This is a genomic window from Vibrio sp. HI00D65 (assembly GCF_001635455.1).
GTDB lineage: Bacteria > Pseudomonadota > Gammaproteobacteria > Enterobacterales > Vibrionaceae > Vibrio.
Map to the genome: position 1 here is coordinate 1 of NZ_LWEH01000065.1, position 25,019 is coordinate 25,019.

General features: G+C 45.6%; 23 protein-coding genes and 1 rRNA gene. 11 read left to right on the forward strand and 13 right to left on the reverse strand.

Annotation, left to right across the window (positions count from 1 at the left end):
* The 7 genes from A3712_RS07330 to trxA form a co-directional block, all read right to left on the reverse strand.
* A 16S ribosomal RNA gene (locus tag A3712_RS07330) occupies positions 1-62 on the reverse strand; the annotation flags it as partial.
* A gap of 523 nt (positions 63-585) precedes the next feature.
* Entirely contained in the window at positions 586-1,299 is a 714-nt protein-coding gene (gene fre, locus A3712_RS07335; protein ID WP_063522895.1) for an NAD(P)H-flavin reductase, read from the reverse strand.
* A gap of 20 nt (positions 1,300-1,319) precedes the next feature.
* A complete protein-coding gene (locus A3712_RS07340; RefSeq protein ID WP_008224727.1) occupies positions 1,320-1,589 on the reverse strand; it encodes a 2Fe-2S iron-sulfur cluster-binding protein in 270 nt (89 codons plus the stop codon).
* On the reverse strand, positions 1,586-3,427 hold the full coding sequence (ubiD, locus tag A3712_RS07345) for a 4-hydroxy-3-polyprenylbenzoate decarboxylase (RefSeq protein WP_063522896.1): 1,842 nt from the start codon (positions 3,425-3,427) through the stop codon (positions 1,586-1,588). Before ubiD ends, A3712_RS07340 begins: the two co-directional genes overlap by 4 nt.
* A 97-nt stretch (positions 3,428-3,524) precedes the next feature.
* Complete coding sequence (locus tag A3712_RS07350) at positions 3,525-4,520, reverse strand: hypothetical protein (RefSeq protein WP_063522897.1); 996 nt, start codon at positions 4,518-4,520, stop codon at positions 3,525-3,527.
* A 110-nt stretch (positions 4,521-4,630) separates the two neighbouring features.
* Positions 4,631-5,890, reverse strand: coding sequence for a transcription termination factor Rho (rho, locus tag A3712_RS07355; RefSeq protein WP_063522898.1), 1,260 nt, complete (start codon positions 5,888-5,890; stop codon positions 4,631-4,633).
* Between the two features lie 199 nt (positions 5,891-6,089).
* Positions 6,090-6,416 (reverse strand): thioredoxin TrxA, encoded by a 327-nt coding sequence (gene trxA / locus A3712_RS07360; protein WP_004741193.1) that lies wholly within the window; start codon positions 6,414-6,416, stop codon positions 6,090-6,092.
* 111 nt (positions 6,417-6,527) lie between these two features.
* Between trxA and rhlB the strand changes: the two genes are divergently transcribed.
* Both rhlB and gppA read left to right on the forward strand, forming a co-directional pair.
* The gene (gene rhlB / locus A3712_RS07365; protein WP_063522899.1) at positions 6,528-7,835 is read left to right on the forward strand and encodes an ATP-dependent RNA helicase RhlB; all 1,308 of its coding nucleotides are present in this window, start codon (positions 6,528-6,530) and stop codon (positions 7,833-7,835) included.
* A gap of 6 nt (positions 7,836-7,841) precedes the next feature.
* Positions 7,842-9,338 (forward strand): guanosine-5'-triphosphate,3'-diphosphate diphosphatase, encoded by a 1,497-nt coding sequence (gppA, locus tag A3712_RS07370; protein ID WP_063522900.1) that lies wholly within the window; start codon positions 7,842-7,844, stop codon positions 9,336-9,338.
* 92 nt (positions 9,339-9,430) lie between these two features.
* Here the strand turns inward: gppA and A3712_RS07375 are convergent, their stop codons facing one another.
* The 3 genes from A3712_RS07375 to recQ form a co-directional block, all read right to left on the reverse strand.
* Positions 9,431-10,102 (reverse strand): 7-cyano-7-deazaguanine/7-aminomethyl-7-deazaguanine transporter, encoded by a 672-nt coding sequence (locus tag A3712_RS07375; RefSeq protein ID WP_063522901.1) that lies wholly within the window; start codon positions 10,100-10,102, stop codon positions 9,431-9,433.
* A 258-nt stretch (positions 10,103-10,360) separates the two neighbouring features.
* Positions 10,361-10,660 (reverse strand): DUF3630 family protein, encoded by a 300-nt coding sequence (locus A3712_RS07380; RefSeq protein ID WP_063522902.1) that lies wholly within the window; start codon positions 10,658-10,660, stop codon positions 10,361-10,363.
* Between the two features lie 15 nt (positions 10,661-10,675).
* A complete protein-coding gene (gene recQ, locus A3712_RS07385) occupies positions 10,676-12,514 on the reverse strand; it encodes an ATP-dependent DNA helicase RecQ (RefSeq protein ID WP_063522903.1) in 1,839 nt (612 codons plus the stop codon).
* 180 nt (positions 12,515-12,694) lie between these two features.
* Here recQ and rarD point away from each other — a divergent pair, with 180 nt between their 5' ends.
* The 5 genes from rarD (at position 12,695) to tpx (ending at position 18,367) form a co-directional block, all read left to right on the forward strand.
* Positions 12,695-13,603: an EamA family transporter RarD gene (rarD, locus tag A3712_RS07390; RefSeq protein WP_063522904.1), complete on the forward strand. Its 909-nt coding sequence runs from the start codon at positions 12,695-12,697 to the stop codon at positions 13,601-13,603.
* Between the two features lie 86 nt (positions 13,604-13,689).
* Entirely contained in the window at positions 13,690-14,484 is a 795-nt protein-coding gene (locus A3712_RS07395; RefSeq protein WP_063522905.1) for a helix-turn-helix transcriptional regulator, read from the forward strand.
* Between the two features lie 89 nt (positions 14,485-14,573).
* A complete protein-coding gene (locus A3712_RS07400; RefSeq protein WP_063522906.1) occupies positions 14,574-15,236 on the forward strand; it encodes a LysE family translocator in 663 nt (220 codons plus the stop codon).
* Positions 15,237-15,327: 91 nt separating this feature from the next.
* A complete protein-coding gene (gene ggt / locus A3712_RS07405; RefSeq protein WP_063522907.1) occupies positions 15,328-17,085 on the forward strand; it encodes a gamma-glutamyltransferase in 1,758 nt (585 codons plus the stop codon).
* 784 nt (positions 17,086-17,869) lie between these two features.
* Entirely contained in the window at positions 17,870-18,367 is a 498-nt protein-coding gene (gene tpx, locus A3712_RS07410; RefSeq protein WP_008221518.1) for a thiol peroxidase, read from the forward strand.
* A gap of 120 nt (positions 18,368-18,487) precedes the next feature.
* On the opposite strand, the gene uvrD is transcribed toward tpx, so the two are convergent.
* A complete protein-coding gene (gene uvrD, locus A3712_RS07415) occupies positions 18,488-20,662 on the reverse strand; it encodes a DNA helicase II (protein ID WP_063522908.1) in 2,175 nt (724 codons plus the stop codon).
* Positions 20,663-20,925: 263 nt separating this feature from the next.
* Here uvrD and bufA1 point away from each other — a divergent pair, with 263 nt between their 5' ends.
* From bufA1 to A3712_RS07435, 4 genes are all read left to right on the forward strand, one after another.
* Positions 20,926-21,186 carry a BufA1 family periplasmic bufferin-type metallophore gene (gene bufA1, locus A3712_RS07420; protein WP_063522909.1) on the forward strand — a complete coding sequence of 87 codons (261 nt, stop codon included), beginning with the start codon at positions 20,926-20,928 and terminating at the stop codon, positions 21,184-21,186.
* A gap of 79 nt (positions 21,187-21,265) precedes the next feature.
* Positions 21,266-22,120: an MNIO family bufferin maturase gene (gene bufB, locus A3712_RS07425; protein ID WP_063522910.1), complete on the forward strand. Its 855-nt coding sequence runs from the start codon at positions 21,266-21,268 to the stop codon at positions 22,118-22,120.
* Positions 22,117-22,884 (forward strand): HvfC/BufC N-terminal domain-containing protein, encoded by a 768-nt coding sequence (locus A3712_RS07430; protein ID WP_063522911.1) that lies wholly within the window; start codon positions 22,117-22,119, stop codon positions 22,882-22,884. The genes bufB and A3712_RS07430 overlap by 4 nt, the downstream gene beginning before the upstream one ends.
* 1 nt (position 22,885) lies before the next feature.
* Complete coding sequence (locus A3712_RS07435) at positions 22,886-23,344, forward strand: DoxX family protein (RefSeq protein ID WP_063522912.1); 459 nt, start codon at positions 22,886-22,888, stop codon at positions 23,342-23,344.
* Positions 23,345-23,413: 69 nt separating this feature from the next.
* On the opposite strand, the gene tsrA is transcribed toward A3712_RS07435, so the two are convergent.
* Both tsrA and A3712_RS07445 read right to left on the reverse strand, forming a co-directional pair.
* Complete coding sequence (gene tsrA, locus A3712_RS07440) at positions 23,414-23,695, reverse strand: H-NS-like global regulator TsrA (protein WP_004741210.1); 282 nt, start codon at positions 23,693-23,695, stop codon at positions 23,414-23,416.
* A gap of 103 nt (positions 23,696-23,798) precedes the next feature.
* On the reverse strand, positions 23,799-24,998 hold the full coding sequence (locus A3712_RS07445; RefSeq protein ID WP_032554345.1) for a multidrug effflux MFS transporter: 1,200 nt from the start codon (positions 24,996-24,998) through the stop codon (positions 23,799-23,801).
* Positions 24,999-25,019 lie beyond the last annotated feature (21 nt).

Consider the following 25,019-nt stretch of genomic DNA (forward strand, 5'->3'; position numbering starts at 1 on the left):
ACTTGCATGTGTTAGGCCTGCCGCCAGCGTTCAATCTGAGCCATGATCAAACTCTTCAATTTAAGATTTTGGTGACTCAATGAATACTGACTTCAAAACTACAAAAAGTAATTCTAAAGCTATTACCATTCCAACAGAATGATAATGAATTGACTGTGCCGATAATAAATTATCGATTGGTCACTCAGTTCATTGAAATCAATGTGATTCCTAAGAATCAATTTTGATATTCATCAACGAGTGCCCACACAGATTGATAGGTTTAAATTGTTAAAGAGCTTAACTTCTTAAGCGCTCCTTTTTAGCAAGGAACCTCTCGAAGTGGACGACTATTCTAGCGAATTAACATTCGGTGTCAAACACTTTTTGAAAATTAATTTTTTGTCGCTTTCCGTTTTACTGATTATTGCTGAAGCCTTATGGCGCCTGCCGTCTCAGTGGGGTCGCATTATAGGGAACCCTTTCAGCTTGGCAACTACTTTTTCATAAAAAATGAATAAATAGAGTTTAAGTGTCTAATAGTTCGCCTAAATATAAAAAAGAGAGCATTTCTGCTCTCTTTTTGCACTAAATCTAAAGGAATTATTAGATAAACGCGTAAGCATCTGCGTACATATGATCACGTTTTGCTTCTTTACTTTGTGTAAATAGGTCTCTTGCTGCGCCCGCCATTTCAAAGCGACCTGCAATATAGATATCAAAATCAGCCAGTGATTCGAAGCTTTGTGTAATTGCTTCAAGCACATTACCAGTTTGGCCATGCCAAACCTCAGGCGCCTCTTCTACTACAGGTACGAAATGGACATTGCTATGCTTTTCTGCAATATCAACAAGCTCTTCCTTCGCGTATAACTGGCACTCGTCTTTTGCACCCCAGTAAAGGTGAATCTCTTTCTTGCTGTTTTGTGCAATGCAGTGATCCAGGATCGAACGTACGTAGCTAAAACCCGTACCACCAGCAATCAATAGTAGAGGGCGTTCGCTCTCTTCTTTAATCCACGCATCACCGTGTGGCGCGTCAATCGCAATATCGCCATCTTCAGCTTGTGCCTTTTTCATTGCTTCAACCACTTCTAATGCATAATCATTGTGTTCAGCAGCACCAATGTGTAGTTCTAGTTCACCTTCATGGCGACAAGGGCTGCTCGCAATTGAAAATGGACGCTTATCTTTGTCACCCATTTCAACCATCAGGTACTGACCAGCTTTAAAGGCAACTGGTGTCTCTGGATGAAGCAAGATTTGGTAAGTGTTACAAGCCAAAGGCTCGATAGACTTAACTTTACATTTAATAGTCATGTTCTTCCTCTCACTAACCCTTAATCGGCAAAGGTTAGAACTAAATTACTTTCTGCAAATGCTTGGCAAGCGAAAATCCAACCCTGTTGCTGCTCTTTCTCTGTGAGCATGGGTTCAAGGTGGTAACTCACTTGCCCTTCTAATTTTTTGCACATGCACATAGCACATGCGCCAACTTGGCAACGGTTAGGGAAATAGATATCGCTGTTGAGCGCAGCATCCAAGACCGTTTGCCCTTTTTCTACGGTGAAACTGATGTTTTCTGGATACAAGACTACTTGGTAGCTCATAAAATTCCTAGTTGTTCCCAGATGCTATCAATCTTTTTGACCAGTTCAGGGTCTTTTGTGATTGGAACGCCCCACTCACGCAAACACTCACCTTCCCACTTGTTGGTGGCATCGAGACCCATTTTGGAGTGCCCTGTTTCATCCTTGAGGAACAAGGTATCTCTCGCTGGGTCCATTCTAGTAGTTACTGCCCAGATGATGTCGTTCCAGTCACTCACATTAACATCGCCATCACAGACGATAACGAATTTGTTCTCATCAAATTGAGACCAAACCGCATCCATGATTTTCTTACCATTACCTGCGGCTTGTTTATCTATCGATACCACAACCATGCTGGCATTATCATTCTGCAGATGAATATCAAGAATTTCAGGGTGAGCTTTGGTTAATTCAGCCAAACCACCTTCGATATGATCACTGTTTTCTGCTGTAGATTGCACATCAGGCGACAACGCTAACTCAGCCTCCCACTTCTTAGTGATGTCTAAGCCCATCTTAGAACCTAGTCCAACTACCGGTGATGCAAAGTCCAACGAATCAATTGGCGTGTTCTCTATCATCAAGGTATCACGAGACGGATCCATATGTTTGCACATAGCAGCGGTAACTTGCGACCAATCACGAGCATTAACATCCTCATCACACACTAATACAAACTTGGTGTACATGAATTGACGTAGGAAAGACCATACCCCCATCATCACTCGTTTAGCGTGACCAGGGTATTGCTTCTTCATGGTCACCACTGCCATTCGATACGAACAACCTTCAGGTGGTAGATAGAAATCTTCTATCTCCGGGAATTGCTTTTGAAGAATAGGAACAAACACTTCATTCAATGCAACACCCAGTACCGCTGGCTCATCTGGTGGGCGACCTGTATATGTGCTGTGGTAAATCGGGTTCTCACGCATGGTTACATGAGTAATGGTAAACACATTGTGCTTTTCTTTCTCGTTGTAGTAGCCGGTGTGATCGCCGTAAGGCCCTTCGTCAGCAAATTCATTCGGGTCAATGTAACCTTCCATCACGATTTCAGCACTCGCTGGGACTTCTAGGTCATTACTGATCGATTTAACCACTTCAGTTTTGCTACCGCGTAGCAGACCAGCAAATGCGTATTCCGATAAGGTATCTGGCACTGGCGTTACCGCGCCAAGAATCGTTGCAGGATCTGCGCCAAACGCGACAGATACTGGGAACGGCTTACTTGGGTTCTGTTCAGCCCAGTCACGTAGATCCAACGCACCACCACGGTGAGCTAACCAACGCATGATAATTTTGTTCTTACCAATCTTTTGTTGGCGATAGATACCTAAGTTTTGACGTTTCTTGTTCGGGCCGCGGGTAACCGTTAAACCCCAAGTTAGTAGTGGTGCGACATCGTCAGACCAACAGCTCATTACCGGGATTTTATCTAGATCCACCTCGTCGCCTTGCCACACGACCTGTTGACATGCTGCTTTACGAAGACGCTTGGCCGGCATATTCAATACCTGTTTAAACACAGGTAACTTATCAATCGCGTCTTTAAAACCTTTCGGCGGCTCTGGCTCTTTTAAGTAAGCCAATAGCTTGCCCACTTCGCGCAGCTCTTTAACTTCCTGACGGCCCATACCTATCGCTACACGATTAGGGGTACCAAACAGGTTGGTCAAAACAGGCATGTCATAACCTATCGGATTCTCGAACAGAAGAGCCGGGCCACCAGCACGTAGGGTACGGTCGCTAATTTCGGTCATTTCATAGTCTGGGTCGACTGGATGAGAAATGCGTTTCAACTGACCAATACTTTCAAGATGGTCGATAAAATCACGTAAATCTTTAAAACTCATAGAACTTCTACATGCTGATTAATCTGCGCTCAGTATATCAAAAAGGGGCATCGTGAGATCCCCCTTTTTAGTAAGGTTATTGAGAGGTAAAACCCAGTTACGGAAGCACTTGCTTGATCACTGAACTTTTGACTTGTGGGTTGTCACTCACTAGCTCTTGTAACCAATTAGTATGTCCTTGCTTGGCTAACTCACGAGCGACCAATGGCGCATCATCAGCAATCGCCATGCGAGAAACTAAAAAGTCTTTCACCTCTTCTGAAAGCGGGTTCACTCTCGTCAGTAAAGTGATCGCTTCTTCTTTTAATCTAGGGTTTTTCGTTGCAGCCATCACCTGCTCTATGGCAAATGAGGATTTGCTCTCAGCGAGACGAACCAGTTCAGCTTGGCTTTGATAATCGGCTTTCATCTTCCAGAGGATTTGATAGACATCTGGGTCTTCGCTCACCTGTGCCAATCGAACCACTACTTCGGTAGAGGGTAACCAGCTGACTATCGGCGACTCTATTAGCTGTTTTGCTAAGTAGTTCACAGCCTCTGGAGACAGGCTGTCCAATTCTCTTATGAGTAGCGCCTCTCGAGTTTGGACCTGATACTCAGAGCCAGTTAGCCACTCTTTAAGGTTGAGATTCTGCTTCTCTGCATCGAGAACAAACACCAATGTATTTTGGTCAGCACGGAATTGTCTGATTAAGCGGTTTGCTATCGAAGGGTAATTAAAGGCAGGAACCGTAAATTCATAGCCATCACCACGCTCTAATACTTGGTAGGTTGGCGTAATAGCGAGCTGTTGCTCCACAAAGATAGACATCTTCGGTGTGAGTACGATTTTTTGCTGTTCGATCTTCTTCAAGAGTTGGTAACGAGCCACCTCTTGCTGGGGAAATGTCAGGCGCTCAAGTGAAAAGCGTAACGAGTTCACTTCATCACGCACGACAAGCTCAAGCAATTCAGCAGTTTTCAGTTTTACTTGATCATTCTCAAGCCAAGACTCTACTGTATGTGGAGACATCTCGGTAGCATTAACAATACCGACCGGTGAAAGTAACAGTGAAGTAGACAAGAGTAATGATGACAACAGTCCATGTTGCATCTTAACTTCCTTGTAACAATTTTGGTCATTTTGCAAGCTGACGCTACAAAATGCAAATAAAAAGCGCTACCCGAGGGCAGCGCTTTCTAATAACTATCAGCTAATCAAGATTACTGACGACGCATAGCGTCAAAGAACTCATCATTCGTTTTCGTCATTGCTAGCTTGTCGATAAGGAATTCCATTGCATCGGTTTCGCCCATTGGGTGAACAATCTTACGTAGGATCCACATCTTCTGTAGCTCATCGTTCTTAGTAAGAAGCTCTTCACGACGAGTACCAGAGCGGTTGAAATCAATCGCAGGGAATACACGCTTTTCAGCAATCTTACGGTTAAGGTGCAGTTCCATATTACCTGTACCTTTGAATTCTTCGTAGATCACTTCATCCATCTTAGAACCAGTATCAACCAGTGCTGTAGCGATGATAGTTAAGCTACCGCCTTCTTCAACGTTACGAGCTGCACCGAAGAAACGCTTAGGACGGTGAAGTGCGTTTGCATCTACACCACCAGTTAGTACTTTACCTGATGAAGGTACTACTGTGTTATATGCACGCGCTAGACGAGTGATTGAGTCCAAAAGGATAACCACGTCTTTCTTGTGTTCAACAAGACGCTTCGCTTTTTCGATAACCATTTCTGCTACTTGTACGTGGCGAGATGCTGGCTCATCGAATGTCGAAGCAACTACTTCACCTTTAACTAGGCGCTGCATTTCTGTTACTTCTTCCGGACGCTCATCGATAAGTAGAACCATTAGTTCACACTCAGGATGGTTGTGAGCGATGCTTTGAGCGATGTTTTGCAGAAGCATTGTCTTACCCGCTTTTGGCGGAGCAACAATCAAGCCACGCTGACCTTTACCAATTGGAGATGCAAGGTCAAGGATACGAGCTGTGATATCTTCTGTCGCACCATTACCACGCTCCATAACCATGCGTTCGTTAGCATGCAGAGGGGTAAGGTTTTCAAAAAGAATCTTGTTACGAGCGTTGTCTGGTTTGTCGTGGTTTACCGTGTTTACTTTAAGTAGTGCAAAGTAACGTTCGCCATCTTTAGGTGGGCGAATCTTTCCGGCAATTGAGTCACCAGTACGTAGGTTGAAACGACGAATCTGACTTGGTGATACGTAGATGTCATCAGGACCCGCTAAGTACGAGCTGTCTGCACTACGAAGAAAACCAAAACCGTCTTGCAGAATTTCAAGAACACCGTCACCGAAGATGTCTTCACCACTTTTTGCATGTGCTTTAAGGATAGCGAAGATAATGTCCTGTTTTCTTAGACGAGCTAGGTTTTCAAGGCCTAGGCTTTCGCCAAGTTTAACAAGTTCAGACACAGGTCTGTTCTTCAGTTCTGTAAGATTCATTGTGGTGGATGCTTGTTTAGTCAAAATAAGATCTGTTTTCTAGTTAAGAGGGATTCGGTCACAGGATCGACCAAGAAGAGAAATTCGTTCAATTAACATGCGATAAATTAGCACTAAAACTAACACTAGTCCATAGCTTAGAAAAAACAAAACCGTGCATTTGTTAACTGCACGGTTTCTTTATCAAATGCTCACCTGATTATAGGTTAGCGTCTAGGAACTCTTTAAGTTGAGTTTTAGACAATGCACCAACTTTAGTCGCTGCTACGCCGCCATCTTTGAAAAGAAGAAGCGTTGGAATGCCGCGAATACCAAACTTTGGTGGTGTTCCAGCATTTTGGTCGATATTAAGTTTACCGATAGTGAGCTTGCCTTCATACTCGTCTGCGATTTCATCAAGAATCGGCGCAATCATCTTACAAGGGCCACACCATTCTGCCCAAAAATCAACAAGAACAGGGCCTGCAGCGTTGATCACATCGTTCTCAAAACCGTCATCAGTTAGCTGCAAAATCTTATCACTCATCTTCCACTCCAATGTATTTTTTAGAACTGGTTGGATGATAACCAGTAAATAGATGCCCTATTGGAATGTATTTACTTTCGTATTGCAAGCTTAAGCTGATATTCTATAGCAATGAAAAAGACGCATATCACAGAGCAAAAGTTCGCCGACTTGGATTTATGTCCGCAAGTCATTGAAGGATTGGAGAAAAAAGGGTTCGATTATTGTACCCCTATCCAAGCCTTGGCGCTCCCGGTACTGCTCACCGGCCAAGACATTGCAGGCCAGGCCCAAACGGGTACTGGTAAAACGCTTGCGTTTCTTACTGCTACTTTTAACCACCTACTAAAAACACCTGAGCATGAAGGGCGCAAGCATAACCAGCCACGTGCGATTATTATGGCACCTACTCGCGAACTCGCGATTCAGATCTACAACGATGCTGAATCTCTAGTCGCAAGCACTGGTATCAAGGCAGCATTGGCATACGGTGGCGAAAGCTACGACAAGCAGCTAGGTAAGATCGAAGAAGGCGCAGATATCTTAATTGGTACCACTGGCCGTATTATCGATTTCTACAAGCAGAAGGTATTTAACCTTAACCACATTCAAGCAGTTGTACTTGATGAAGCAGACCGTATGTTCGATCTGGGCTTCATTAAAGACATCCGCTTCTTGTTCCGTCGTATGCCTGAGCCTAAAGATCGTTTGAACATGCTGTTCTCTGCGACGCTGTCTTACCGCGTACAAGAGTTGGCTTTCGAACACATGCATAACCCAGAGCATGTTGTTGTTGAGCCAGAGCGAAAAACAGGCCACCGAATTAAAGAAGAGTTGTTCTACCCTTCTAACGAACACAAGATGGCACTGCTACAGACACTAGTAGAAGAAGAATGGCCAGAGCGCGCTATCATCTTCGCTAACACTAAGCATAAGTGTGAATCAGTTTGGGGCCATTTGGCTGCCGATGGTCACCGGGTTGGTCTACTAACTGGTGATGTACCACAGAAGAAACGTGAAAAGATTCTTGAGCAATTCACTCAAGGTGATGTTGACCTACTGGTTGCAACCGATGTTGCTGCTCGTGGCCTACACATTCCTCAAGTAACGCACGTATTCAACTTCGATCTACCTGACGACTGTGAAGATTACGTTCACCGTATCGGCCGTACAGGTCGTGCTGGTGCAAGTGGTCACTCGATCAGCTTTGCTTGTGAAGATTACGCAATCAACTTGCCACCAATCGAAGAGTACATTGAGCACGCTATTCCAGTGTCTGACTACGACGCTTCTGCACTGCTAGAAGATCTGCCTGCACCATTGCGCTTACGCACACGTAACCCGCAACAACGCCGCTCAAACAATGGCTCACGCAACGGTAACCGTAAACCAAACCAGAACCGTCGCCCACGCCAACCGCGTCACAACAAGGAAGCTTAGTCGCTTATGAGTCAAACAGTGTCACCCCCACTTTACGCTGCAATCGACCTCGGGTCGAACAGTTTTCATATGCTCGTTGTGCGTCATATCGATGGCAGCGTACAAACCATGGCTAAGATTAAGCGCAAAGTGCGTTTAGCTGCAGGCTTAGATGAAAATAATGCGCTTAGTACCGAAGCTATGCAGCGCGGTTGGGACTGTTTGAGTCTCTTTGCAGAGCGACTGCAGGACATTCCGAAAGAAAATATCCGCATTGTTGGTACAGCGACCCTACGTACCGCAACCAATGTGGATATCTTTCTTGAGAAAGCGAACCAGATCCTTGGCTACGACATCAACGTTATTTCCGGCGAAGAAGAAGCAGCGACTATCTATAAAGGCGTTGCACACACTTCTGGTGGCAGCGGCCGCCGACTGGTAGTAGATATTGGTGGCGCAAGTACCGAGATGATCATTGGTGAAGGTTTCTCAGCAAAAGCACTGACTAGCCTAAAAATGGGCTGTGTTACCTGGCTTGAGCGCCACTTTAAAGATCGCCAATTAACCGCAACCAACTTCGATAACGCGATTGAAGCAGCGAAATCTACCTTAGCTCCTATCTTAGAGAGCTACACAGATATAGGTTGGGATGTGTGTGTTGGTGCCAGTGGTACTGTTCAAGCACTGCAAGAAATCATGTTGGCGCAAGGCATGGATGAAGTTATCACTCATACCAAGCTTAAGCGCTTACAAAAACAAGCGATGATTACTGAGCGCTTAGAAGAGCTAGAAATAGAAGGGTTAACTCTAGAGCGCGCTTTGGTGTTCCCTAGCGGCCTTTCTATTCTGATTGCAATCTTTGAACTGCTTGAAATCGATTCGATGACGCTAGCTGGCGGTGCACTTCGTGAAGGCCTTGCTTACGAGATGGTCGATGAGCTACGCCAAGATGATATCCGTGCTCGTACCATCAAGAGCGTTCAATCACGTTACCAGATGGACGTAAGCTACGGTGACCAAGTCGCAGCAGCAGCGCAGACTCTCTTAGAGCAAGCTGGCGGCGAAGCTTGGGTGTCAGAACCTCAAGCTGGTGTCCTACTGCAAACTGCAGCCAAACTTCATGAAATCGGTTTAACCATCGACTTTAAGAAAGGTGGTGAACACAGTGCTTACCTACTGCAGAACCTAGATTTACCTGGTTTCACCCGCGCACAGAAACACTACCTGGGTGAATTAACGCGACGCTACCGTGAACAGCTAACATCACTGCCAGAGCAACACGCAGTATCAGGCACAAGCAGTAAACGTATTCTGCGTATTCTGCGTCTAGCGATTCTATTAACGCATCGCCGTAACCCAGAGCTAGAGCCTGAGTTTACGCTGACGGCTGACGATAATAACCTGACTCTAACACTCTCGAAGCAATGGCTAGCAGACAACCCGCTGACCGCTGCAGAGCTAGAGATTGAATCGAATCGACAAACAGACATTGGCTGGCCACTTTCTATTGAATGCCTCGTATAATTATATCTGACACTAAAAGTAAAATAGCCCAAGTTAGTCTACTAACTTGGGCTATTTATTATCTTTGCACTAATGCCTTTCTAATCTGATCCTCACACATTAACACCTGTCGCTTTAAAGTCAGGGTTTACAGCGGTTAGCTTATTAACGATGTAACTCAGAAGCACACCGTACATAGGAACAAACAAACCTAGGCTGATGATAAGTTTGAAACCGTAATCAACCAGTGCAATCTCAGTCCAATGTTCAGCCATAAATGGATCTGGGCTTTGGTAGAATGCGATCGCAAAGAACGCGATAGTATCGATAGCATTACCAAAAAGCGTTGAACAGGTTGGCGCAATCCACCACTGCTTAAGCTGGCGCAAGCGGTTGAAAACATGAACATCTAAGATTTGGCCAAGCAAGTAAGCCATAAAACTTGCAGCAGCGATACGTGCTACAAATAGGTTAAATTCACCCAGATGGCTAAAACCTTGGAATTGCCCTTCAAAGAACACCACCGACAAGAAGTAAGAAACCGCCAGTGCAGGCAACATCACTAAGAAAATGATTTTACGAGCAAGCTGAGCGCCAAAAATGCGAACGGTCAAGTCTGTTGCTAAGAAGATAAATGGGAAAGTGAAAGCGCCCCAAGTGGTGTGCATACCGAAGATGGTAAAAGGTAGCTGAACCAAGTAGTTGCTTGACGCAATAATCACTAAGTGGAACAAAACTAATAATGCTAGGGCTTTGCGCTGTTGCGCAGGGGTAAAGTTACTCATGCTGTACCTTTTTAGTTTGGTTTGGGGGTGAGGGAACCCAAATCGAGTCATTTCTCTATCGAAATAAAGAAAGCTCTTACCAATAATATGAATGAAAAATGTATCTATCATTTGCTCTATCGAGCGGCGAGCGATTATACATTAATCAATTTTAGCTGCAACGGTGAGAATAGACGCAAACGTTTATTCTCACTTTTATTGCTAGAAGGTGTTCGAAGCTCAGTAGCGAGAAACTAGGTGTAGAGGCAATGTTAACAGTTAGAAACCACGCTTGAACAAAGCGGCTAGATAATCGAACTCTTCACGGCTCGCTTCTGGACTAAGAGATTCAAACCACACAGATTCACTGTAGTGCTCCGACTTTAAGAACATCTGGCACCCTTCAAAATCCACCAGCCATGAGTGCATGTCAGCATCCCACTGCTTTTCAACAACCGTAGCCGATAACAAGCCAACAAGGCGTGCGCCAATTTCAGGGTAAGAGTCGAAGTCAAAGCTCGGTGTTATCACCAATAAGCGCCCTTCTTCTGCTAAATACTCTCGTAAACCAAATTCCATTTATTACCTCTGTTGTTAGCCGTGTGTTGTGATGTGTTCTTGAATCAAATCTAGGAATGGGTCGGCATATTTGTCGAGCTTACGCTGGCCCACACCATTTACCGCCAGCATTTCACCGTAAGATGTCGGCAGAACTTCTGCCATATCAATCAATGTTGCGTCACTAAATACCACATATGGTGGTAAGCCATCTTCATCGGCAATCGACTTACGCAACTTACGCAGTTTGGCAAATAGCTTTTTATCGTAATTCTTGCTGCTTAGCTTGTCTGACTTAGCGTTACGCACCGCAGTATCTAAACGAGGTACCGCTAACTCTAGCGACATTTCACCACGCAGCAGTGGACGTGCCTCTTCAGTTAACTGCAAGGTTGAGTTACGAGTGATATTTTGGAACAACAAGCCTTTATGAATGAGCTGACGGAAAATACTGATCCAATAATCATGGCTGTGGTCGCGGCCAATACCGTAAGTTGAGAGCTTATCGTGACCATTATCGCGCACGCGGATGTTCTGCATACCACGCATCACTTCAACGACATAGCCCATACCAAACGACTGATTCACACGGTACACACAAGACAACGCCTTCTGCGCCTCTTGGGTCGCATCAAAGTGTTTTGGCGGATCTAAACATATATCGCAGTTACCACATTGCTTCTCACGATATTCGCCAAAGTAATTGAGCAGTACCTGACGACGACAAGTTTGCGCTTCAGCAAAAGCACTCATCGCATTCAGCTTGTGCATCTCAACCTGCTTTTGCGGGCCTTCTTCTTTCTCATCCAGCATACGACGTAGCCAACCCATATCAGCCGGGTCAAACAGCATCATCGCTTCAGCAGGCAAGCCATCACGGCCTGCACGGCCAGTCTCTTGATAGTAAGACTCGATGTTACGTGGAATATCAAAGTGCACCACAAAGCGTACGTTAGGCTTATTGATACCCATACCAAACGCCACCGTCGCGACTACGATCTGGATGTCATCACGCTGGAAGGCTTCTTGAACGTAAGCGCGCTCGTCGGTGTTCATACCCGCGTGATAACCCGCAGCACGAATACCGTTGTTGCACAGCTTCTCGGTAACCATCTCAACTTTTTTACGGCTACCACAGTAGATGATGCCGCAATTGCCTTTCTGAGTTTCTAGATAGCGAACTACCTGAGACACTGGTTTGTGTTTCTCAACAAGGTTATAGCGAATATTAGGACGGTCAAAGCTGCCCAAGTAGGTATGTGGATCCACCAGCTGTAGACGCGAGACAATATCTTTGCGCGTTGCATCATCAGCCGTTGCCGTCAGCGCCATGTAAGGCACGTGCGGGAAATACTGTTTCAACTGACCTAACGACGCGTATTCCGGACGGAAGTCGTGCCCCCATTGAGAGATACAGTGCGCCTCATCGACCGCAATCATCGAAAGTGGCAAGCCTTGTAGGCGTTCAATGAAATCACGCATCAACACACGTTCTGGTGATACATAAACCATCTTGAGCTGGCCTGAGTTCATGCGATTAAAAACACTCAGTAGCTGGTCACGTGGCATGGAAGAGTTAATACACTCGGCTGCCACACCATTGGCTTTCAACTGATCGACTTGGTCTTTCATCAACGAGATAAGCGGTGAGATAACCAAAGTCAGCCCTTCACGGACTAAAGCAGGGATCTGGTAACACAAAGATTTACCACCACCCGTCGGCATAATCACCAAGCTATCTCGGCCTTGAACAGCCAAATCAATGACCTCTTGCTGACCATCGCGAAAGCTTTGATAGCCAAATACATCTTCGAGGATGTTTTGCGCATCATTCGCGGGAGTTGGTGTTTGCTCAGCAATCAGAGTGGCGGTCATTGTGGTTCCTAATCGAGGTATAAAGTCAGCATGCAGCATTGGCAAGCAAGTCGCACATTGTAGAGTGGAATGCTGGCGAATTAAACCGCAAATTGTTAGGTGAAAAGGGTTAACGCTCCTATACTGACCAACTCTCAATATAAATCCTATTAATAAGCACTTCGTGCCAGAGAAAGTGACATGACACAAGATGAACAACAACGTACACGCCAAGGAATACTGCTTGCTATTGGCGCGTACACCATGTGGGGAATTGCTCCCATATACTTCAAATCTCTCAGTGAAGTATCCCCTCTCGAGATCCTGAGCCACCGTGTAGTATGGTCCTTTTTCCTACTCGCTTTACTGCTGCACGTTGGTCGTGGTTGGCGCAAAGTGCGCGATACTCTGACTTCAAAACCGAAAATGATGTTTTTGGTAACAACCTCTCTGTTGGTGGGTGCCAACTGGCTGATCTTCATTTGGGCAGTCAATGCCAATCATATGCTGGATGCCAGCCTCGGCTACTACATTAACCCTTTGATTAACGTATTGCTTGGGATGTTCTTCCTTGGTGAGCGTCTGAGAAAACTTCAATGGTGTGCGGTGGCGCTTGCGGCTATCGGGGTGCTTATCCAGCTAATCGCCTTTGGTTCGATTCCAGTTGTCGCTATTGCACTGGCCTTTTCTTTTGGTTTCTATGGTTTGCTACGTAAGAAAGTGAATCTAGAAGCACAGACTGGCTTGTTTATTGAGACCTTAGTGATGCTGCCAGCGGCGGCGACCTACTTGTTATTTATTGCAGACACAGCAACGTCAGACTTTTTGGCGAATCCAATGCAGCTAAATCTACTGCTGGCCGCTGCAGGGGTAATTACCACTCTGCCATTGCTTTGCTTCACGGGTGCAGCAACCAGACTCAAACTTTCGACACTGGGCTTCTTCCAGTACATCGGGCCTAGCTTGATGTTCTTGCTTGCAGTGTTGATCTACGGTGAAGCCTTTACCATGGATAAGGCGATTACTTTTGCTTTCATTTGGGGCGCGTTGGTGATCTTCAGCTTCGACGGTCTGCGCAATAACAAGAAGAATAAGCAAGCGAAAAGCTAACACTGATCGTTTTTTACAAGACAATCTATAGATACAAAGATAAGCTTGGTTGAATTGATGATAATTTGACCAAGCTTTTTTATGCCATGGATAAAGTCCACTACTACTCAACATCTAGCCAAGATATCAGCCTGATCCAAGCTCAATACCAAGAGTTTGCCTTTCAGCGCCACTATCATTTGGACTTTCACATCGGCCTAATCACCCAAGGGCAGCAAAAGTTTGTCTATAAAGGGACGAGTTACCACGCAGGCGCCGGACAAGTGGTGATGATGCCACCCGATGAGCTGCATGATGGCCATTCAAAGCTCGAATCGGGTTACCAAGTAAGTGTATTTTCTGTCTCACCTCAATGGTTTGGCGATCTTGCCGATCACAGCAAAAATGGTCACGCTTTGAGCTTTTCTGAGTTGATCCTCTCCGATCAAGCGACTTTTTTACAATTGCGTAACCTTTATGGGCTACTTATCAACCCAAACATCAGTCAACTCGCCCAAGATTGCCTGCCATTCGAAGGTTTTTCGACGATTGTTGATCGTTACGCGCAGTTTGGCTCGAAAACTCAGGTGAAACTTGGCACTCAATCAGTGAATACACTCAAAGACTATTTAATGGCAAACCTCGACCAACCGGTGCGCTTGGAGCAACTTTCAGAGCTGTGTGACCTGACAACGACTCAATTTCAGCGTCATTTTAAGAACAAAATGGGCATCACCCCTTATGCATGGTTAAGCCGCTTACGCATGGAGCAAGGCATGAAATTGATTAAATCAGGTATCGGTGGAACCGAGGTGGCTCATCAAGTGGGTTTCTACGATCAAGCCCATTTCTCAAAAGCATTTAAGGCCGCGTTTGGTGTTTCTCCATCGAAAATTAACTAAGTGTTGATAATTTACAATTGAGAGAATCGAAATGACGGTAAGCTGCGCTCAACAACTTTCAACAGAACAACCTAGCTATTGGAACAGATATGAATGAAGTCACCATATTAGTCACCCTCGCCTCTATCCACTTTATCGCTTTGATGAGCCCAGGTCCTGACCTTGCACTTGTGGTACAAAACGCAACACGCCACGGGCGGCAAACTGGCTTATACATCGCTCTCGGACTGTCTTGCGGGATCTTACTGCATTCATTGCTGAGCCTAACGGGCATCAGTTATCTCGTCCACCAGCACCCAACTCTTTTCGCCACCATACAGTTAGCTGGTGGTAGCTACTTATTGTATCTCGGTATTGGAGCACTCAAGGCAACTTGGCAACTCACTAGCCACCATGAAGAAGAGACAGACACGGTCAATTCGAAAGATCTGATTCTGACCAATAAGCGTCAGGCCTTTTCGAAAGGCTTTGCGACTAATATTCTTAATCCAAAGGCATTAGTGTTCTTCATCAGTTTGATGTCGAGCTTGGTACCGGCTGACATGTCACTTTCAGGCAAAGGTTTTGCACTGCTGATCCTATTCGGCCTATCACTGTTCTGGTTCTCTCTGTTAGCGTGGATGCTTTCTACGAAAGCACTACAAAAGAAACTGAGTGAAGCGACAGTCTACATTGATGGCTTATGTGGTGCTGTATTCAGCCTTATTGGCGTCAGTATTCTTTGGCGGTCGCTGTCTGGTTTATTCGCTTAAATTCGAATCAAGATTACAGTTCGTTAACAACGCACTGGCTATCTTATCTTTCCACTGCCAATCTAGCTCTGCATATTAAAAGGAGAAGATCATGCAGTGGAAAACAAAACTAACAACTCTCGCCACTTCTACCCTACTTTTTGCCTCTCACGTCAGTTGGGCAAATCAAGCTGCCGATTCCGTCGCTCCCGAACAAAGTAGTGGTTTAGAAACCAAGCAACTCGTAAAAGCTAACGATTGGATGGTTACCGCGGCCAACCCTCTGGCAACCCAAGCTGGCGCCGATGTACTTGCTCGTGGTGGTAACGCAATTGATGCCATGGTTGCTGTGCAGTTGATGCTTGGCTTAGTTGAGCCACAGTCATCCGGTATTGGCGGTGGCGCCTTCCTTGTTTATTTTGATGGAAAAGATAAACAGCTTAAAACCTACGACGGCCGTGAAACCGCTCCACTTGATGCGACACCACGTCTATTCCAAGACGAGAACGGTCAACCGCTCAAGTTTTATGATGCCGTGGTAGGTGGTCGCTCTGTTGCTACACCGGGCACGGTGCAATTGTTGTGGGACACTCACCAGAAATACGGCAAGTTAGAATGGGCATCGCTGATCAAACCTATTGCCCAACTGGCTGAGAAAGGCTTTACCATCAGCCCACGTTTGGCCACCTTGATTGAAAACGACCAAGAACGACTGAGCCGTTTTGCCACAACCAAAGCTTACTTCTTTAATGCCGATGGCAGCCCAAAAGCCGCAGGCACACTACTTAAGAACCCAGAATACGCCGCAACATTAAATGCAATTTCAAAAGGTGGTGCTAAAGCATTTTACCAAGGTGAGATTTCTGCCGACATCATTAACACGGTACAAACAGCCAAAGGCAATCCGGGTGTATTGGCACAAAAAGACTTCGACACCTACTCAATCAAACAACGTGAGCCAGTTTGTTCAGCTTATGAAAGCTACGATATCTGTGGCATGGGCCCCCCAAGTTCCGGCGCATTAACGGTTGGACAAATTTTAGCTATGACCGAGCAATTTAACCTCAAATCATGGGGACCAAACGATGCGAGATCTTGGCAAGTGTTAGCGGACGCTTCTCGCCTAGCCTTTGCAGACCGTGGCATGTACATGGCAGACCAAGATTACGTACCAATGCCAACTCAAGGGTTAGTGAATACTGACTATTTGCAGGAACGAGCCCAATTAATTTCCGCAGGTAAGGCTCTGGAGAGTGCGACTTCAGGCATTCCGCCGTGGGATCACGCAATGCTGCGCAGCCAAGATGTATCTATTGAACTGCCGTCCACCAGCCACTTCAATATTGTCGATAGCGAAGGCAATGTCGTGTCGATGACCACCACCATTGAGAATGCATTTGGCTCACGCTTGATGGTGAGAGGCTTCCTACTGAACAACGAGCTGACCGACTTCTCGTTCAAGACCCACAACGATGGCAAACCTATCGCAAACCGACTTGAACCAGGTAAGCGTCCACGCTCTTCAATGGCACCGACTATCATCATGCGAGACGATAAACCTTACATGGCGATTGGTTCTCCGGGTGGTAGCCGCATCATAGGTTATGTAGCACAAGCGATCATTGCTCATACCCAATGGGACATGGATATCCAGCAAGCGATAAACCAACCGCACTTCCTAAACCGCTTCGGCACGCTAGATCTGGAAAAAGGAACATCGGCGGAAAACTTTAAACCTGAGCTCGAAAAGATGGGATTTGAAGTTAATATTCGCGATCTTAACTCCGGTTTACACGCTATTCGCATCACAAAAGATGGTCTAGAAGGTGCAGCAGACCCTCGTCGTGAAGGTGCTGCTATCGGCCAATAAGGGTAAATATTCCCTTTTTACTCACTGTCTTGTGCGAGATCTCTCACAAGGCAGTGAGTAAATATCGATATTTAACTGCGAATTTAAGCACTAACATATATTAACTAATTGAAATAAAACAAAACGTACATTTATCGTACAAATAATTATATAGAAATTCGCTTATGCACCATTGCTGATAAATAAGGAGTCGGTAGTATGGATGGTGTCGGAAGGATGCTGACACGGAACAGGAAACGCCAAGGACTTGGTTATCTTCAGGATGAAGATTCGATTACTCAGGATGAATAATCGGCATGGATAGCGAAATGGACATTGAATGGACACAATAGTAACTAGGATGGTTGCTACTAAGGAAAGACAATGGACACCTCTGGACGAGGAAAGGACTTAACATCAGGATGATGTAAAGGACACCGCTCAAGGAACAAGTGACGCGTGCTAACGAGGATTGTTGGCAGATCAGGATAAGATCAAGGACACCGCTAGGAAGGCGACGAAAGGAATACGCTGAAGGATAACAGCACACTATCATGGATTTGATGCATGGAGCACACTTAGTAGCCGGATTGCTGCGAGTAAGACTATAGACCCCGATGAGCGCAAGCTCTCGGGGTTTTTCTTTATCTGCCTCTTATCGATTGATGTTTTCACCCCTCCTCGAACCTAAGAGATACTTACAATTCTGACATTTAAATCATTCACTTCTTAACCGCTTCCGAGTAACGTAAGCCTTACTAGACTCAACTAGTTTCATAACCATAATTAAATTAAGGACAAATTCATGTCACACGTTACCTTCAAAGGCGCAGCTGTACCGCTATCTGGCACATTCCCACAAACTGGCGAGCAGGCACCAAGCTTTGCACTAACTGCAGGCGATCTTTCTGAACTGACTCTTGCTTCTCTTGCAGGCAAGAAAGTGGTTCTAAACATATTCCCAAGCATCGACACCGCAACTTGTGCAACGAGCGTACGTACGTTCAACGCAAAAGCGGCTGAACTTGAGAACACAGTTGTTGTTTGTATTTCTGCTGACCTCCCATTTGCTGCAGGTCGCTTCTGCGAGCTTGAAGGCATTGAAGGCGTTCAACACGCTTCGACTTTCCGTTCACCTGAGTTCGCTTCAGACTACGGCGTAGCAATTGCTGAAGGCCCACTAGCAGGACTGACTACACGTGCGGTTGTTGTTGTTGATGAAAAAGGTGTGGTAACACACAGCGAGTTGGTTGCAGAGATCACTGAAGAGCCAAACTACGAAGCGGCACTGACTGCGCTGTAAGCTCCCTTCCAGCCAATAATCTATTGCGACCGCCTAGGCGATACGCAATAAAAAAGAGCAGCTCATAGCTGCTCTTTATGTTTTTAACCGTCAATGGTTGTTAGATTCGGGAGTAACAGATTAGAGTTGCTCCAAACGAGCATAAGCTGTCACTAACCACTTAATCCCTTCACCATTAAACGCCACTTGCACTCGGCTCTGTGGCCCACTTCCTTCAAAGTTGATAATCGTACCTTCACCAAACTTAGGGTGCTTCACACGAGAACCTAAGCTAAAGCCAGTTTCATTAAAGTTCTCTTTAACTGCAGTTTGGCTAAAGCGACCACTGCTCGCAGGGCGACTCACCTGTGCTTTCATACGCACCTCATCCAGACAGGTTTCTGGCAACTCACGAATAAAGCGTGATGGTTTGTGGTATTTGTCTTGTCCGTACAAGCGACGCATCTCAGCGTAAGTGATGTACAGTTTCTCCATCGCACGGGTCATGCCTACGTAACATAGGCGACGCTCTTCTTCCAAACGCCCTGCTTCTTCAGCAGACATCTGGCTTGGGAACATGCCTTCTTCGACACCCACCATGAATACCATTGGAAACTCTAGACCTTTAGCACTGTGCAGAGTCATAAGCTGAACCGCATCATCAAACTCATCAGCCTGACCTTCACCTGCTTCCAGAGCCGCATGTGTTAAGAATGCTGTTAGCATGCTCATCTCATCAGCTTCTTCAGGCTTCTCAAACTGACGAGTTGCTGTTACTAATTCTTCCAAGTTCTCAATACGCGCTTTAGACTTCTCGCCTTTCTCTTGCTCGTACATCGCAAACAGACCTGAAGATTTAATCACATGGTCAGTTTGCTCATGTAAGTTCAGCTCTAACGTGTCGTCTTCAAGCGCATTAATTAACTCGATAAAGCGGCTTAAGGCACCCGCTGCACGACCTGGCAGTACTTGTTCTTCCAACAAAGCGATACTCGCTTGCCACATCGTCGCACCACGGTCACGCGCTGCAAATCGAATCGTTTCTAGAGTCTTGTCACCCAAGCCACGTGTTGGCGTATTAACCACACGTTCAAAAGCGGCATCATCGTTACGGTTACCCATTAAACGCAGGTAGCTCAATGCATCTTTGATCTCCTGACGTTCGAAGAATCGCATACCACCGTAGATTCGGTATGGTAAGCCCGCTTGAATCAGCGCTTCTTCAAGAACACGAGATTGGGCGTTATTACGATAAAGCATCGCCGTATCTTCGAGTGCACCACCTTTCTCTTGCCACTCTTTAATCTTACTTACCGTGAAACGAGCTTCATCAAGCTCGTTGTAAGCTGAGTAGATGGAGATTGGCTCACCATCGTTACCATCGGTCCACAACTCTTTACCCATTCGCTCAGTGTTGTTTGAGATAAGCTCGTTCGATGCTTGCAAGATAGTTTTGGTTGAGCGGTAGTTTTGCTCTAATCGAATCGTTGAAGCGCCCGGGAATTCGTCCAAGAACTTCTGAATATTCTCGATTTTTGCACCACGCCAGCCATAGATAGATTGGTCATCATCACCTACGATCATCACTCGACAATCAGGGCCCGCCATCATACGTAGCCAAGCATATTGGATGTTGTTGGTATCTTGGAATTCGTCGACCAGAATATGCTTAAAGCGCGCTTGGTAGTGTTCACGAATGTGTTTCTTGTCGCGCAGTAGCTCGTGTGATCTCAGCAAAATCTCCGCGAAGTCCACCAACCCAGCACGGTCACACGCTTCTTGATAAGCCGAGTAAATTTTTAACCATGTTTGAGTTACTGGATCATGGTAGGCATCAATGTGGCTCGGGCGCAGGCCTTCATCTTTCTTGCCGTTGATCCACCACGAAGCTTGCTTAGCAGGCCACTGCTTTTCATCGAGGTTTTGTGCTTTGATTAAGCGGCGTAATAGACGAATCTGATCATCGGAATCAATGATCTGGAAATCTTCTGGCAATTTTGCATCTAGGTAGTGAGCACGCAGAATACGGTGACAAATACCATGAAAGGTACCGTTCCACATGCCTGACGAGCTGCCCATCATCAACTCCTCAATACGACCACGCATCTCTGCCGCCGCTTTATTTGTGAAGGTTACTGACATGATAGAGAACGGCGATGCTTGCTCGACACTCTGCAGCCAAGCGATACGATGCACCAAAACTCGCGTTTTACCACTACCAGCACCTGCCAGAATAAGTAGGTTTTCTAAAGGTGCTGCGACCGCCTCACGTTGTTTGTCGTTTAGGCCATCGAGTAAAAGCGAAGGATCTATCATTGGATATGCTCACTACTGGGTATTTATACATAAACATTGATTATAACCTAAACACTAGGCTGCGTTTAGAATATTAAGAAGAAAAAACCATCAAAAAATAACATCACCTAATCAAACGATTAACAACCAAATAATCACTAACTTTGATGATTCTTATAATGCTGTAAAATTATTTTCGGGTTGTTCCTATCCTTTTTAGTACGCAAGTTAACAACTCATTAACCTGCGATGTGTAAATACTATTAAGTCTAGAGAGAATGACTATGAAAAATTCTAATCTTGCTGTTACAGCTGCGATCACAAGTGTACTAGCGTTTGGCGGTGCCGTTCTTACATCAGCACCTGCGGAAGCAGCAGCGAAAGAAAAATGCTATGGCGTATCAAAAGCTGGCAAAAATGACTGTGCAACTAAAACAAGTTCATGTGCTGATACAGCAAAAGAAGACAACCACTCCGATGCATTCGTGGTCGTTCCTAAAGGGCTATGTGGCCAGTTAACTGGTGGTAGCACTCAATCATCATAGTGCCTGAGGGCATAACTGAACCACTCAGTATGGTGAGCTGAATACCAGCTCACCTCCACTACCCATTAGGAGAATCGTTGTGACTCAAACTCTTCACCCCAACTCAGGGGTTGGCCTTAGAACGCCGCACTTAGATTTCTTCAGCCAGAATTCTGATTTGGTAAGTTGGTTAGAGGTTCACAGCGAAAACTACTTCTTACCCCATTCTTCACAGCGCCAACAACTCCGAGAGATTCGCCATCATCACCACATAAGCTGTCATGGTGTTGGGTTGTCTCTTGGTTCTGTTGAACGAATCAACCAACAGCACTTGCTGCAACTCAAAGCAATTATTGATGATATCGAACCTTTCTTGGTTTCTGATCATTTGCGTTGGAGCCAAACCGTCGGTCACTACTTCAATGACCTGCTACCACTACCTTATACCGAAGAAGCATTGGACGTCTTCTGCCGTAACGTCATCGAGGTTCAAGACAGTTTGCAACGTCCAATGTTAATTGAGAATCCATCAAGCTACCTAGCTTTCAAGCATTCAACGATTTCAGCATGGGAGTTTTTGGCTGAAGTGCAAAAGCGCACCGAGTGTCGCCTACTGCTCGATTTCAATAATATTTTCGTCTCATCGTTTAATCATGGCTTCAGCTGTGAAGAGTACCTCAATGGCATACCAGCAAACCAAGTGGAAGAAATTCACTTGGCAGGTTATACCAAGAAGAAGCTCCAGCAAGGTGAGGTTTGGATAGACACGCACAGTCAACCCGTCTGTGATGAAGTGTGGCAACTTTACACTCAGTGGATAGAGCAACATGGCTCTCGCCACACCTTGATTGAGTGGGATTTAGATATCCCAGAGCCACAAATTCTCTTGGCAGAGGCTGCCAAAGCCAGTGAAAAGCTGTATCAACATGACAATCAAAGGAGTCGTGCCTCATGAGCTACTCCCTAGCAGATGTTCAGTCCGAGTTTGCGAATGCCCTGCGCTATCAAAATGACGGCGAGCACTGCGACATCGTGAGCGATCATTTTAGCGATCAGCAACGCATCCAAATTTATCGCAATAACTTTGTGATTAGCTTAAGCGAAGTTCTCGTTGCGACTTACCCACTGACTGAGATGTTAGTTGGTGAGGAGTGCTTCCAACAAATGGCGCGTCAACATGTTCTTAGTTACCCATCGACCTCTGGAGATGTCAGTGGTTATGGCAAGCACTTCGAACAAACCATACAAGCCTTTCCTGCCATTATGGAGGCAGCACCTTATCTGAGTGGAGTGGCACGCTATGAATGGCAAAAGGACAGTTTAGTGAGACACGCATGTGCAACTCCACCGAATCAACAGCCGATCTCCTGTTTAGCTTCAGTGCCACAAGAGCAGCAAGGCGCCTTGGTTTTCCACCTCAAGGATTCGGTAACACTATTCGATTCTTGCTATGCCCTAATAGCGCTTGAACACGCTATCTACCAACAGCAACTGAACGGGTTAGACATCAATCGCGCAGAGTTTGGGATAGTAATTCGAGCTGAGAATTCACAGCTCGAAAGCCATAGCCTGATCAAGGAGTGCCACCAACTGCTCATTGAGCTTCAATCTGGTAAAGCGCTCGGACAAGTAACGCCCTCACTACTGCAACATCTAAATGCCGTCATGGCGCCCAACGTCATCTCAGGTTTTTCAATCAATGATGAATTGGAGACATAATATGGATAACAACACAGTCACAAACATGATGGCTCAATACAACAATTTGGTTGAGAAATCTCAGGCACTTTTCGTCCCTGTGCTACTTCTTTTCTGTCGCCTTTGGGTGGCGTGGGTATTCTTCAACTCTGGGCAGACCAAGATAGCGACCTGGGACAGCACCCTCTTCTTGTTCGAATTGGAATATCAGGTACCTCTATTACCGTGGGAATTAGCAGCCTATATGGGAACAGCTGCTGAACTAATCCTGCCGATATTCTTAGCGCTTGGTTTGCTAACACGCCCGATGGCCGCCGCACTTTTTGTTTTCAATATTATTGTTGTCGTCTCTTACCCAGTACTGTGGGATCAAGGCTTCTACGACCACCAACTTTGGGGACTGATGATTCTTATCGTCATCGTATGGGGTGCTGGACCGTTTTCATTAGATAGAGTTTTGAAGGCGCAATTTAGAGGCTAACTAAAACATCGATAACCCAAACGCAAAAAACCACTCAATTGAGTGGTTTCTTTTTTAACTGGGTTAAGCTTACTTTTCTAGAAAAGCCTGAAGCTCTTCAGCCGAGATGCCTTGCTCTGCTAGCTCTTTTGCTAATAGCTGAACTTGTTCACCTTTACGAGACTCTACCACACGCTGAAATTGGTAGATGATATCTCGCAAAGTATCAATTGGAACTTGTTTTGCCGCACTGCGAATACGCTCTTCACTTTGGTTGCCTAGCTCTTTAAGCAATTTACCAAACATAACCTTTTCAGGTGCATCTTCCATTTGTTCTAAGACGCGCGCCATTTCATAGGTTGTTAATGACATTACAGTATTTTTCCGTTAGGGACTTACGTTTCAATATATAACCAATATACCATGTTTTAACGTTTCGCAAACCGCCATTTGTATATTTTGCTACCCTTATTGCTTATGCTTTTGCAAATGTTGCATGCCACGACTTGCCTGCCTTACTAAATAAGATTAACAACGCTGGAGCAAAGAAGAATGTTTGCAATGCAAATATCTCTTGGGAATTTAAATCAAGACGCTGCACCGTACCAACAAGCAGTCCAGAACCACTCATTTGAAACAAACCAATCAAAGCTGATGCAGTGCCTGCGCGATCACCGAATGGCTCCAATGCTTTTCCCGCAGATGTACCTAGAACCCAAGCGAAGCCAACAGATGACAGGAAGATAGGGAACATGAAAGCAATCGGGCTATTTTGTCGAGCAAGTAGCAACATTATCACACCCGCTAGACCGAGTATTAAAATACCGATAACAAGAGTTTTATAAGTCCCAAAACGGTCCATAAATTTTGGTGCGGTAAACGCAGCGGCAATATTGAATACCGCGTTAAAACTGAACCAAAAAGTAAATTCCTTCATAGTCAAACCGAGATTTTCCATCAATACAACCGGTGCTGAGGTTACATAAGCGAGGATCACAGCCATCGCCATCAAACACAAAGTGGCGTGAAAAAGGAATGAAGGTGTTTTCAATATAGACCAGTAGCGCTCTAGTTTGAACACCGCTACCTTTTCCGTCGCCGGGTTCGACTCTTTCATTTGGAAGAATAAGATGCTGCCAACGACTACCGCGAAACCCGCCATAAAACTGAAGTTCGCACGCCAACCAAATTGATGAGTTAGCCAAGCACCAAGAATCGGAGCCAAGGCAGGAATAAAACAAATAGCGCCATTCAGGTAGCTGATCATTCGACCGCTCTTCTCTGGACCAAATAGATCGCGAACCGTTGCAAAGGCTGCCACAGAAGTCGCACAAGCTCCTAAGCCTTGTAGCAGCCGAGCTATTAGCATCATATCAATAGATTGAGCTGCCCACGCCAAGCAAGCACTCAATGCATAGATACTAATACCTCCCAGTGCAACGGTTCGACGTCCTAGCTTATCCGCCAAAGGGCCAGCAAATAGTTGGCCGACACCCATAGCAAACAAAAACCAAGTAATCGTATCTTGTGCTAGTGCATGTTCCACGTGAAACGCTGTCGAAATCTGTGGTAGAGCTGGTAGATAGATATCAATAGCCAAAGGGCTAAAAAGGACCAGCATCGCCAATAAAGCAACCTGCAGTTTACTAGGGGTTGGAAGCGCGTTAGAAGGCACAAGATTCTCCGGATGAGTTAA